Here is a 12,889-nt window from a genome sequence, read left to right on the forward strand (position 1 = left end):
TTAATAAACTAATATACAACCTTTACTTAGTTAAAAGCAATGTCTCACTTGCTTCCTTCAACTTTTCCCTGATAGGAATATGCTGAGGACAGTGCTCTTCACATTTTCCGCATTCCACGCAGGCGCTTGCTTTTTCTTTATCGGATAACAACCTGGAGTACATGATCCGGGTGTGCGATTTTGTCTGTTTATCGTCAAAACGATAAAAATCGTTTAAGTACGAGAAGTTCTGGGGAATATGAACACCGACCGGGCAAGGCATGCAATATCCGCATGACGTGCAACCTACCCTTACTTTTTCGTGGAGTATGGATTTTACATTTTCAATGGTTTCCAGTTCTTTTCCCGGCATTTCGTTTGCCTTGGCATCATTTGCCGATTTAATATTTTGCTGAAGATGCGCCATGGTATTCATCCCACTTAAAATAACCGTAACCTCGGGGTGGTTCCACAGCCATCGCAGAGACCATTCCGCCGGTGTTCTTTCGGGTTTGACCTCTTGAAAAGTTTGTACCGCAGCATCGGGCAGTTTGGTTGCCAAGCTTCCACCTCTTAGCGGTTCCATGACAACGACACCCATTCCCTTGTTGGCGGCATATTGCATACCTTCTTTGCCCGCCTGATAATGTTCATCCAAATAATTATATTGAATCTGGCATAAAGTCCAGTCGTAGGCATCTACAATTTCTTTAAATAAGGTTTTACTGTTGTCGTGAAAAGAAAAACCGGCGTGTTTTATTTTACCGTCCTTAATGGCTTGATCCAGAAAATCGGTAACTCCAAGCTTCTTTAAATTGGCCCAAAAATCAACACTCAAAGTGTGGAGCAGGTAATAATCGATGCAATCGGTATCCAGACGTTTCAATTGCAGGTTCAGATATTTGTCCATATCCTTGCGGGATTGGATTGACCAGCTTGGTAGCTTGCTGGCCAGCTTAATTTTTTTGCGATAACCCCCTTTCAGTGCTTTGCCCAAAAATGGTTCGCTGTTACCGGGTTCGCCCATGCCGGTGCCATGGTACGGGAAAGCGGTGTCGAGATAGTTTACGCCCTGTTCGATCGCATAATGCAGCATTTCAGTTGCTTTTCTCTCATCTATTTTTGAAGGATCCTGATCTAAAACCGGAAAGCGCATACATCCGAATCCGAGTGCCGATATTTTATCACCCGACTTTGGCATTTTTCTGTACAGCATATGTAATCGTTTAGTTTTTTGTATGTAAGCAAATTTAATAAGAATATGGATAGGTTTCGATTTTATAAAATATCTTCTGAATATTTTACTTTCCTCTTGGTAATTCCGTAAATTAGTACTTTAATTGACTGGGGCCGGGTAGCGTTTTATCGATAAAATTTTAAACAAAATCAATAATTATGAAAGCTGCCAATTTGAATTCTATTCTTTGCCATTTGATGATATTGTCATTGTTTATCGGCTTTATCACGCCAGCGAATGCTCAGTTTTTAAAAAAATTGAAGAAGAAAGTCGAATCCAGGGTTGAGGAGGCCGTCGCAGAAAAGGTGGCCGACAAAGCTGAAGAGAAAACCAATAAAACCCTGGATAAGATGTTTGAGCCTCAAATGCCTGAAGGCATGACCGGAAATATGCCTATGATGACCGGCATGAACACTGTCAGTTTTGATGAAGTGCCGGATTCCTATGATTTCGACTGGAATTACGCATTGCAGATTGAAACAGCACGAACAGGAGAAAAGGTTTCCGTTGATTATTATTTTAAAAAAGGTGCGGAATATTGGGGTGCTCGATTCAATCAGGGAATGAGCATGTTTATGGTCTACGATATAAGCAATAAATTAAACGTGATGTTTATGAAGGATGGCGAACAGTCGTTGGCAAGTGCGATGAGAATGGTGGAAATCCATAGTGGTGAAGAAGTTTCGGAATCAGAAAGCGAAGATGGTGAGGAAGAGGAGGTTGGGAAATTTACTTTTAAGCCAATACCCGGTAAAATTGTTTTGGGACACAAATGTCAAGGTTATTTAATGGAAAACGACGAATATAAGTTAACCATTTTCAGTGCACACGATACCGAGGTGAGTTTTGGCAAGATTTATTCCGAAACGGAACGGTTCCCAAATTGGTTTCAAACAGCATGGTTGAATAGGGAAGAGGCTAATGGTTTAATGATGGAGATGATCATGCTGGATAAAAAAGATGAAAACAACAACATGCAAATGAAGTGTGTAAAGCTTGAGAAACACAATTTGGTGATCAATAAGTCTGATTATCAATCCTTCTGATTTTAATTGGACTATGGGATAGGAACCATGGGAGGTGCAGGCCCTGGTGGTGGGGGTAATTTTATCTTATAAACAGAACATGTTCTGTTGTGATAGAAAGAATTGCCATTACACACATATGACATTCCAGCCGAATCTCCCAGTGAATTACAAACAAACGCATCCCGAATTGTTTTAACCCGGATTATGTATTGGGGGTTCGTCATGAGCATTGCAAGTACAATAAAACAAGGCATTACAGAAACGAGGCATCACTTGCCCCGATTACTTTAGGGAGCATCGTTCTGGTGAGTTGAAGTGATGCAACGAAGTGTCTTGTTTTAAAGTAATTTCAATGTGTAATAGAATCTCTAATGCATATTGCGGGTTTAAGTCACCCATGAAACCACATTGGCCTTGTTGGTAAAAGAAATTCGGACACGAATCAGAGCTTTGGTTACAAGCTGGGATACATAGTGCCACTGCACGAATTACCATCCAATTAGTATTACATTTCATGATTCTTGACCAGTAAGCATACTAATCAAGGCCAGATTATTTAATGAAAAAAGCTTAATGGGCTAATTTTCGGTTTTGTTCAAATAGTAAAGGTTAACGTTACCTGATATATCTCATGTAACTAGGTTCACCCTGTTTTAAGATTTGGTTGTCTTGATTACAGAAAGCGGTAAATGATTACCAAAATAATCATCTGCTGAATAAATAATCTAAAAACTAATTGTATGTCCCCTTGTCAACAAAATCAAATCAGTAATTTATCATGCTTAATTGGAAATAGCCCTTTATTAGCTATAGAATTTGAATTTAAAGGTACTACTCGAAAAATTTATGCCAAAGCAGAATACTTCAATATGACCGGAAGCATTAAGGACCGCATGGCTTTTCATATATTAAACAAGGCATATGAGCACGGTTATCTGAAAGCTGGAGTTCCAATTATTGAGGCAACCAGCGGTAACACAGGAATTGCTTTTGCGGGTGTGGGCAGAGCTTTAGGTCATCCGGTGACCATTTTTATGCCGGATTGGATGAGCGATGAAAGAAAAAACCTGATCAGAAGTTATGGAGCGGAAATTAAGCTGGTAAGTGCGCAACAAGGTGGGTTTTTAGGAAGTATTGAAATGGCCGATAATTTGGCGGCTTCTTTAGATGGAGCCTTTCGCCCTCAACAGTTTTCCAATGGCGATAATTGTGAAGCGCATTATCTGACCACCGGAAAAGAATTATACTGGCAGTTGGCATTTCGAAACTTAACTCCCGATGCTTTTGTTGCCGGAGTTGGCACAGGAGGCACCGTAATGGGAGTTGGAAAATATTTAAGAGAAAAAGTTCCGGGCATAAGTATCCACCCGTTGGAACCTGGCAATTCACCAACACTTTCAACCGGTTACAAAGTGGGAAAGCACCGTATTCAGGGTATTTCCGATGAGTTTATTCCGTCTATTGTTAAGCTTGATGAATTGGATTCCATTGTTGAGGTAGATGATAGCGATGCAATAATTATGGCACAAAAACTATCCAGGGAATTGGGTATTGGCGTGGGGATTTCTTCGGGAGCTAATTTTATTGGAGCCCTAATGCTTCAGGAAAAGATTGGGCCGGAAGCTGTTGTAGCCACTATCTTTTCCGATGATAATAAAAAATATCTGAGTACTGACTTGATGAAAGAAGAGCCTGTAAAAGCATGTTTGTTGGCACCTGATGTGAAGTTAAAAAGGTATAGTGCATTCAAGCGAGTGTGCCATACCTGCTGCGATCCGGACAGTTGCTTAGAGGCCCGTTTTAGGGACGGTAACAACATGACCGATTGGCCTGAATGCCCACACAAAGGCCAAGAAAGAAATGCACAGGTTTTCGTAAATAATTAGTAATGAAACAGAGGGTGCCGCCACATCAAGGACACCCTCGTTTTTCGTAAAGTAGTTAGTTGATGGTGATAAGGTTTACAGATTTAAGCTGATGTTAATACCTGCTTTGATCCACCTGCCAGGCTGATACAACTGACCAATATCGGTGTATTTCTTATCGAACAAATTGGTAGCTTCGGCAAAAACGGTATAAGTTGGTTTGCGCCAGCTTAGCTTTACATCGACAACAGTGAATGGGTTGTAATCTTTGGGCGATTCGGTGTTGCTTGCCCTATCATACTCGCTATAACCTCCTAGCCTGTCCTGGTAAAGTAGAGACCAGGATGCACTTAGATGAGAAATAATACTATGCTGCAGGCTACCCGAGAATTTATGCTTCAAATAATCGAAAATATAACTGGAATCATAGCCAATAGGTAATGATTTATCCTGGTTTAACCAGGAATAAGTCAGGTTTATATTTTGCAGAAAACGTTGTGCCTGAATGAACTGTTGAAGATTTATATTCAAAACGGATTCAATTCCAACCGTATTGATATCACTTATATTTGAGGTAGTCCACCGGGTTCCATCAGGAGAATCCGAAGGTCTTCCCCAATCGATCATGTTTTTTCCATTACGATAAAAAGAGGAAACATTAATACTGATGCCTTTATTATTCTTGTATTTGAGGCCTCCCTCGTATGTGGTTGCTTCTTCTGGTTTCAGATTAGGATTACCATAATTAGTTGGGCCAGAATAAAACAAGTCGGTGTAGGTAGGCATGCGCAATGATTTATTAATACTACCATAAATTTTTAAACCATTGTTTATCCAGTAGCTGACATCAAATCCAGGGAAGATATCAAATTCCCAACCTAAATCGCTGTTTAGGTTAGCCATTATACCTGCCGAGACTGATATACGGTTGTAGGTATAACTATGCTCAACAAAAAAAGAAGTGTTGGTTCTGTTGTAATTTTTAGTAAAAAAACCGACTTCTTCCCCGGGAATATTCCACAAAGTATCTGTGAGTGCGGTTCCCAAAACGTTACTCCAAATACTTTCGGAACGAAGGTCGGCTCCAATTGCCGTTTTACCTATTGACGAGTTAATAACAGTGTTGATGTTTGCACCGACCACATCGGTTAAATGGTAGTTGTGGTTGGTGTACCACGAAGCTGCATCTTCATTATTACGGTATAGTTCAAAGCGGTCTTGGTGCCGGCGCCAATATACAGAAGATTTTAAAGGATTTTTGCTTTTCGATGAAAAGCTCAGACTTGCAAAGGTGGTTTTGGTCTGTTCATATTGGTTGGGGTATCGTGCCGTATAAAAGGAGTTGGCCCCGAATCCTTTATTGGTATACCCAATCTGTAATTCCAGCTTTTCTTTTTCGAGATTTAGTTGCCCCTGGTAAAACAGGTTGTAAATCTCAAAATCAGTATTGTCGATGTAACCATCACTGGCACTTTTATTGGCGGAAACAAAGCTCTTAAAATTTCCTTTAACAATATTTCCACTGGCTCCGGCGTTATATAAGCAATGATCACCCGCCATTACATTGGCTTTGATATTTGAGTTGTCTGTGGAGCCCGTAATGAAGTTAATGGCACCGCTAAAGGCATTGGACCCATGGACACGGGCTCCGGGACCCTCCAGGATTTCTACCCGCTCTATACTCAAAAAATCTACGGGTAAGTTTAAACTATGGTGACCCGTCTGCGGATCGGTAATATTAATGCCGTTGAGCAAAATCATTACCTGGTCAAAAGAACCACCCCGCACACTCACGTCAGACTGAACTCCCAGGGGACCACGCTGCCGTACATCAACATGAGCCACATACTCCAGCAACTGATCCACCGATTGAACAGGCAAGGCCTCAATTTCTTTTTTGCTGATGACCGTGACCACTCGTCCTATCTCGGAGTAAATGGCCGGTGTTCGGCGTGCCGAGACTTCGATCTCTTCCAGGTTGATTTTTTTATTGGTTATGGTCGTATCGGTCTGGGCTAGCGCCTGCCCATAATCAAACAAAGTTAGGTACATGGCCGATAGCATACCTATTCGGATACATTTTTTAAGGGAACAGAAAGCAGCATAATTAGTTCCTTGCCATTTTTTAAACATAATCTCAAATCCCTTTTTTGTAAAATTAATTCTTTTCATCTTTTATAATAATTTGTTCTGGATACACCAGTTTTTAAATAAGGCGCAAAACTAATAAAATATGGGTTAGTACATGATTGCAGGGGGAATAAAAAGACATTGGAGTCTTAATAATTTATTGTATTGCAGTTGGAGATACATGTATGGAATTATAATTACGGTTTTGAACTTCACCCCGTTGGTGCCCATTTGCATCTAGTAAAATTCCAGCTTCCTCGATTCGAAATTTTTGGAACTGCCGAATGATGGCTGATTTTTAATGCTCCACATTTACCTCGCTAAACACTCTGTTGTACAGTTTTTTGTATTCCGATGGGTTTAAGCCAACCGTCTTTTTAAACGTTTTTCGGAACGAAGCAAAATCATTATAGCCCACTTGAATACTAATTTCCTCTATGCTTTTGGCACCTCCCTCTAATAATTTCTTGGCCTTTTCAACCCTTACTTTTTGTATATAGGCATTGGGAGTATCTCCAGTTGCTTTTTTAAAATTACGCATAAAGGTGCGTAATGACATATGGGCTTTTGCTGCGATTTCTTCAACCGGAAATTGTTCTTCAATATGCTCTTCTATATAGTTTTGTATTTCTTGAATCGCTTTGTTTTTGTGGTTTTTTTGAAGTCCAAGTATCTTATAGCCGCTTTGTTTGGAATCGTGAATATGTACCAGAAATACCTTTGACATCAGAATGGCCACTTCGTTGCCAAAGTATTTATCCATTAAATAAATTATCAGCGAGGTAAACGAAAAAGCGCCACCACTGGTGTAAATCCGTTGAAAATCGGTAATAAATTTATCGTCCACCAGTTTAACCTGTGGATACTTCTCTTTAAAAATTCCTGCACCCAGCCAATGCGTGGTTGCGCTGGAATTATTTAACAAACCTGATTCCGCCAAAAGGAACGCACCCATGCACACCGAAGCAATTTCGCAGCCTTGTTGGTATTGTTGATGTAACCAAGGAATAAGGTGTTGGTTGCTGGCAATTACCGATTCTATTTCAGCAAACTGCATGGCCGGAATAATGACCAGATCAAACTTGTCGGTTTCCATAACTTGATTTGATAGTAATATGGATACATCCAGGGTTGGGATTTTAATGTCAGGCCTAAATGCAGAAACCATCCCATTTACCTGGCTGAACATATCGTAAGGGCCGTGAACACTGCTCAATATGGCGTGTGGATAGTTTAATACCGCTATCTTCATACTGTAAAATTTATAAATGTTTTATACATCGTGTTTTCTGATGATTTCAATAGCACAGAGTTGTGCCAGTTTGCTATAGTTGTTCCGATGGCAAATATACCCATATTAAATGTCGTTATTGCCATTTTTTTTTAATGAATATCGCCATAAATTTGTTTTAGAATTAATCACTAAATATTTTAAAACGATGGAAAGAAACGTAGTCGGCTGGTTTGAAATACCGGTAAAAGATTTTAACAGAGCCAAGGATTTTTATTCGTTATTGTTTGACTTGTCTATGGAAGACCTGCCCATGCCAGATAGCCAGATGGCCGCGTTCCCAATGAAAGAAGCCGAGGGGGCTGCCGGCGCTATTGTTAGGGCGGAAGGTTACGAGCCTGCTAAAACGGGCACTATAGTTTATTTTTCTTGCGTGGATGTAGAAGTTAGCCTGGCCAAGGCTGTTGAATTAGGAGCCGAGGTGGTAATTCCTAAAACATCCATTGGCGAACACGGTTTTATTGGTCATTTTTTCGATTTGGAAGGAAACAGGGTAGCGCTTCATTCCTTGAAGTGATAGTTATGCAACCAGGCTATTTGAAGCGCTAAGGTGCGCTAAGTCTTTTTTAAAAGGCTCGGAACTTTGACGTTCAGTGTTAACAGCGTCATGAACAACGAAAATTGTTTACATCCTGGTTTTTTGCTCGTCACAATAACCATGTGATTGGTAAACAGTAAATTATAGACATAAAAAATAAAATAATGAACTACTTATTATTGGGAGCTGGCATTATATCGTTGTCGGCAGTTGCTGGCCATTTTGCCATGGGAGGCAAAGAATATTTAAAACCTATTATGAATTCTAATGCAGGTCCTATTCCTCGTTATGTGATGAAAAGTTTGTTTCATTATCTATCCGTATTTCAGGTACTGGCAACCTTACTTTTGTTCTTGGCAGCTATTGACTTTAATTGTCGGCTATTTGAGCTGAATTCAGTTGCCAGGTTATTGGGGGTGATGTATGTTGGCTTTGGAATTTCTCAAATTGTTGTTGCAGCCAATTCTTCCGTCAAAGGTGGAGTATTCAAGATGTTTCAGTGGATCTTTTGGTTGCTGATTGGCGTATTGGCTATATTGGGAAGCTAATATATCAGAGGGTAATTCTTATCAGTTGATAAAATACTAATGCAATTAATGGAAAATACAGAAATATATTAGAATGTTATTTTTTATTGAAGGCAAAAGAACAAGAAATATTAAAGTTGTTTTTAAGAATGCTGTCTGATTTTAACCAGGCTACATCAACTGAAATTCCTCTGAAATGCACCCCTCCCCCAAATGTAAACCCATTCACTCCTATGGCATCGTCAAAATGGCCATAGCCTGAACGGAGCGCCAATAAGTTGTTGTATTGATACTGGAGCCCTATGCCGGAATAAAGGCCAGAATGTTCGTGATTGGTTAAATAAGACAAATCAAGGCTGGTAGATAACAAGTGCTTAGGAGATAATTCTATGGGATATGTTATACCACCTCCAATGTTAAGAGGTAAAATACTGGATTCCTGATCGAATTCCAGTTTTGGCCCCAGGTTACGGATCATCAATCCATAGTCTATTTTTTTGTAGGAGCTTTTAAAACCGAGATCCAAATAAAAAGTATTCGAAGAATAATCGACTCCCAAATTTGACTCCAGATAATTGAATGAAACAGAAATTGCCGATTTCTGTGACACATTTATAACATATCCCAAACCCAAAGAAAATTCAGATGGTTCATATGTTCCTTTATAATTTCCGTTCTCATCAGTGATGTTATAATTAGGCATGTTATATTTTTTAAATCCAATAGCAACGCCGTTATTGTTGTTGATGGAATAAAAACCGGAAAAACCGTATAGAAGGTAATCAAGGGAAGCTTCGTTTTGCCAGGGGCGATAATTGAAGTCTACTTCAAACTTTTTGTCGCCGAAATTAGCAGCCGCAAGATTGGAATAAATAGATGCGTTGCTTTCACCGGCAATAAAGGTATTGCCCTTCGCAGTTGTTTTGGCATCCAATGGTATGGTGCTAAAAGAACCTGCTTGCGAAAAGCACTTAAGGGGTAAAAGGATAAGTGCTGATATTATCGATATCTTTCTAATCATAGCTTTACGATGTTTCTTTCGAATTCCAGGTTGTTGTATTTAATTTTTAACAGATACTGACCAGTCGTCATATCGGAAATACTGCCTTGGGCAGGAGAGAAGGTGGAGATAGGAATAGATAATTCTTTCACCATAACTGCATTATCATTATAAAACGCTATTTCAATATACCCATCGACATCTTCTCCCATCCTGAAATTGATTACATCGGTTACCGGATTTGGATATATATCTATCTCATTTGAATTATCGCGAACCATGACCTCAAAGGATGAAGTGGCATTTTCGCCTCTGGCATCCGACGATGTGACCTCAAATGTTGAAAGGCCGTTTGATTGCGGGGCTATGGTTAGTATATCCCCAGAAACGGAACCTGTTACAAAAGAGGAGGAATAACTGATGTCATATTCCAATTCTTCACCGTCTTCATCAAAAAATACTTCTGTAAGATCAATGGTGATAGAATTATTCGGATCGCCAATGTATGTGTTTTCAATGGCGGTATTTACAAAAGGAGCATGGTTTTCCAGTATTGTATAATCAAAAACAAATTCGGAAGAAGCCCCAAATTCATCTTCAACCAACAAGGAGGCTTGATAAGTTCCTGCATCGGCATATAAACCATTTATTGTGATTTTTACTTCAGAGTCGTTTTCATTAGTTGTTATATTACCGGAGGTATCAATTAAACTCCAGGAATAGGAATCTTGATCCGGATCATTTATTGAACAGGTAAACGTTATGTTTTCATGAGCTTTTACCTCAAAACTGTTTCCACTGGTTGAGGTAATTTCAGGTGGATGGTTTTCATTGGTGGTTGCCAAAACGGATTCGGAATAATCAGAGAACGTGCCCAATACATCATAACCTGCAATGCTGAAATAGTAGTTGGATGAATATTCCAGGTTGTAAATTGTATGGCTCATCTGGTCGCCCACATTTTTAAGTCTCACCAATTCAACTGCCGAGGACAAGGATGAGTTGGTGGAGCTAATATCAGAGTTAGGAAATGGGTTTTTTGAATAATATATTTTGTAACCGGTAGGCTTAACATCTTCGGCATCGCCTGTTACGGTCCATGATAAGGTTACATCGTTACCGGAAACGGAAGCAGCAAGGTCCGTAACCACATCAGGTGGAGTGCTGTTTAGTTCCGAAAGTGTACCGGCAGCGTTAATCAATCCTTCGCCTAACATGCTCTGATAGCTGCTGTTAAAACCATCTACATTAATGGCGCCATAATAAAGCCTTTCTTTTAACATATCTGGAGTAAACCCTTGGTCCCCATATTCAGATACAATTAGAGCGGCTACACCCGAAACATGGGGGCAGGCCATTGAGGTTCCTATCAGGTAAGCATATTTGTTGTCGGTGATGGTACTGGCTATCCAGTTGTCGTAATAATCTTCGGAGCTATCAACTCCGCCGGGTGCTGTAATATCAACCCAGCTTCCATAATTGGAATAGTAGGGCATGGTATAATCTGCGGATAAGGCTGCCACAGAAACTACCTGGTCGTACATGGCAGGGTATGAATGGATGGAGGTGCTTTCATTGCCTGAAGCAAAAATAACTACACCGCCGTTCATGGGACCTGTTTGTATCCCGTTTTCATCCATACCGGCATACTCAATAAAGTAATCTATGGCATCCTTCATGGATTCAGGAAGGTAAGTGGCGTCATCGTACCCCCAGCTGTTCTGACAGATTACTGCCCCATTATCCGCGGCATATTTAATGGCTTCTGCAAAGTTCTCGGCACTTGTTTCATTGCCCATTGCATCGGTCTCAAAAACCTGGCACGACATCAGCCTAACCCCCGGAATACCAGCATCACCTCCTGCAATGCCACAGACACCAATGCTGTTTCCGTTAACCGCTCCAATAGTGCCAGCAACGTGTGTGCCATGATCACCAGGCTCAATGGTACCATTGTTGTTCACAAAATTATATCCGTAAATATCATCCGTATAACCGTTATTGTCATCATCAGAAACTAAGCCTCCATTGTTTTCATCTTCATTAATCCAAATGTTATCCGCTAAGTCTTCATGTGTAATATCAATCCCTCCATCAACCACCGCAACTATTACGTCCTGACTTCCCTTTTGCTTGAGCCATGCGTTAAAAAGGTTTATATCGCAACCTTCAATCGCATCGGTTACTGTTCCATCGTTGTAATAATGCCATTGATAACTTAAAAAGTATCATTAAAAGGATAATCGTTGGTTGATAAAGTGGTGCTTTTCAATGTTTGGGTAATGGGAACAGGATCAAATTTCTTGATGCTATATGCCGGGCTGATAATCTTTCTGATAGGTTCTGTAATTTCAACTTCGGTTAAGTTTACAAAATTGTTAAGTACATTAACCAAAGATACCTGACATGTATCGTAATTGATATCGTACCATAGATGCATTCCATTCTCAATGGTTCGATCTTCATATTTTCCGGAATAAGGAAAAGTCCTTTTAAAACTTATGGCCCCAATGGCATTTAAAATACTGTCTATATTACTAATCTTTGAGCTTAAGGTCCCTGACTTTAACGAAATGGATAGATCATCTATTCTTTCTTTATTGAATTTTATGCGTACCATTCCTTCCACAGAGTTCGAAACTTCCGTTTCAGTGTACGCTTCTGTAATTATATTATCTTCCAATATAGATTCATCCTGACAAGAAAAGAGAGTCATGATGAAAAGGATAAAGAATATAAAAGGTAATGGATACTTATGTTTAGTCATCGAAAAAGTCTTATTGGAATGTTTTACTCGGCGTAAACTTAATTTTTTTTAGTGGATAGCTATAATAAAGTATGCAAACACCAAGTTTTTATCGGCGAACGCGCACTGAATGCACAATACTTCTTGCCACTTTCACAACTTTCCCTGGTTATTGTACTATGGTTTGATGTGGGCATGTGGGAACCTATGACCACCGGTGAAATATTAAGAATTATGGTTGACCATGTTATTTTTTTTATTTTTTCTTCGCATAAAGTATTGACAAGTGTGGATTTAAGCCTTATCTTGTAAGTTCGTGCGAAAAAAGATTAGATATAAGTTTGGTAAATCCGAATAAAGAGTCTTTCTTTGCAGCCGCTTTGAAAAACACGGATGGGTTAACGGGCCCGTTTTTCAAGCCTTCCCTTGCGGGTCGCCCTTTAGAAAAGGCGAGGAGTGGGGGCGGGGCAGGAAGAGGCAAGGTATACTGACATGATGAGTGACGCCAATGGCCGGCGACCGGAAATAGGACCGGTTTTGAAGGGCCG

The 12,889-nt window shown here is 40.0% G+C and carries 12 protein-coding genes; 5 read left to right on the top strand and 7 right to left on the bottom strand.

Features of this window, described 5'->3' with window-relative positions:
- Window positions 1-22: 22 nt before the first annotated feature.
- Window positions 23-1,195, bottom strand: coding sequence for an aldo/keto reductase (locus tag ACRD64_RS03680; protein ID WP_430931811.1), 1,173 nt, complete (start codon window positions 1,193-1,195; stop codon window positions 23-25).
- A gap of 179 nt (window positions 1,196-1,374) precedes the next feature.
- Here ACRD64_RS03680 and ACRD64_RS03685 point away from each other — a divergent pair, with 179 nt between their 5' ends.
- Both ACRD64_RS03685 and ACRD64_RS03690 read left to right on the top strand, forming a co-directional pair.
- Window positions 1,375-2,262, top strand: a complete 888-nt coding sequence (locus tag ACRD64_RS03685; RefSeq protein ID WP_430931812.1) for a hypothetical protein — start codon at window positions 1,375-1,377, stop codon at window positions 2,260-2,262.
- 722 nt (window positions 2,263-2,984) lie between these two features.
- On the top strand, window positions 2,985-4,130 hold the full coding sequence (locus ACRD64_RS03690; RefSeq protein ID WP_430931813.1) for a PLP-dependent cysteine synthase family protein: 1,146 nt from the start codon (window positions 2,985-2,987) through the stop codon (window positions 4,128-4,130).
- 75 nt (window positions 4,131-4,205) lie between these two features.
- Here ACRD64_RS03690 and ACRD64_RS03695 read toward each other — a convergent pair whose 3' ends face one another.
- Together ACRD64_RS03695 and ACRD64_RS03700 are read right to left on the bottom strand one after the other, a co-directional pair.
- Complete coding sequence (locus ACRD64_RS03695; RefSeq protein ID WP_430931814.1) at window positions 4,206-6,281, bottom strand: TonB-dependent receptor; 2,076 nt, start codon at window positions 6,279-6,281, stop codon at window positions 4,206-4,208.
- A 256-nt stretch (window positions 6,282-6,537) separates the two neighbouring features.
- Window positions 6,538-7,491 (bottom strand): GlxA family transcriptional regulator, encoded by a 954-nt coding sequence (locus ACRD64_RS03700; RefSeq protein ID WP_430931815.1) that lies wholly within the window; start codon window positions 7,489-7,491, stop codon window positions 6,538-6,540.
- Between the two features lie 187 nt (window positions 7,492-7,678).
- On the opposite strand from ACRD64_RS03700, the gene ACRD64_RS03705 reads away from it, so the two are divergent.
- Together ACRD64_RS03705 and ACRD64_RS03710 are read left to right on the top strand one after the other, a co-directional pair.
- Window positions 7,679-8,047 (top strand): VOC family protein, encoded by a 369-nt coding sequence (locus tag ACRD64_RS03705; protein ID WP_430931816.1) that lies wholly within the window; start codon window positions 7,679-7,681, stop codon window positions 8,045-8,047.
- A gap of 185 nt (window positions 8,048-8,232) precedes the next feature.
- Window positions 8,233-8,616: a hypothetical protein gene (locus tag ACRD64_RS03710; RefSeq protein WP_430931817.1), complete on the top strand. Its 384-nt coding sequence runs from the start codon at window positions 8,233-8,235 to the stop codon at window positions 8,614-8,616.
- A 76-nt stretch (window positions 8,617-8,692) separates the two neighbouring features.
- On the opposite strand, the gene ACRD64_RS03715 is transcribed toward ACRD64_RS03710, so the two are convergent.
- From ACRD64_RS03715 to ACRD64_RS03725, 3 genes are read right to left on the bottom strand one after another with little or no spacing between them, the layout of a single operon-like run.
- Window positions 8,693-9,616, bottom strand: coding sequence for a PorV/PorQ family protein (locus ACRD64_RS03715; RefSeq protein WP_430931818.1), 924 nt, complete (start codon window positions 9,614-9,616; stop codon window positions 8,693-8,695).
- Window positions 9,613-11,769 carry a S8 family serine peptidase gene (locus ACRD64_RS03720; RefSeq protein ID WP_430931823.1) on the bottom strand — a complete coding sequence of 719 codons (2,157 nt, stop codon included), beginning with the start codon at window positions 11,767-11,769 and terminating at the stop codon, window positions 9,613-9,615. Before ACRD64_RS03720 ends, ACRD64_RS03715 begins: the two co-directional genes overlap by 4 nt.
- 44 nt (window positions 11,770-11,813) lie before the next feature.
- Window positions 11,814-12,362, bottom strand: coding sequence for a subtilase family N-terminal domain-containing protein (locus tag ACRD64_RS03725; protein ID WP_430931819.1), 549 nt, complete (start codon window positions 12,360-12,362; stop codon window positions 11,814-11,816).
- A gap of 51 nt (window positions 12,363-12,413) precedes the next feature.
- Between ACRD64_RS03725 and ACRD64_RS03730 the strand changes: the two genes are divergently transcribed.
- Window positions 12,414-12,653: a hypothetical protein gene (locus tag ACRD64_RS03730; protein ID WP_430931820.1), complete on the top strand. Its 240-nt coding sequence runs from the start codon at window positions 12,414-12,416 to the stop codon at window positions 12,651-12,653.
- On the opposite strand, the gene ACRD64_RS03735 is transcribed toward ACRD64_RS03730, so the two are convergent.
- Window positions 12,643-12,889: hypothetical protein (locus ACRD64_RS03735; RefSeq protein ID WP_430931821.1), on the bottom strand; the 247-nt coding region annotated here is incomplete at its 5' end. The genes ACRD64_RS03730 and ACRD64_RS03735 overlap by 11 nt on opposite strands.

The sequence above is a fragment of the Saccharicrinis sp. 156 genome (genome assembly GCF_050589685.1).
Classification (GTDB): Bacteria; Bacteroidota; Bacteroidia; order Bacteroidales; family Marinilabiliaceae; genus Saccharicrinis.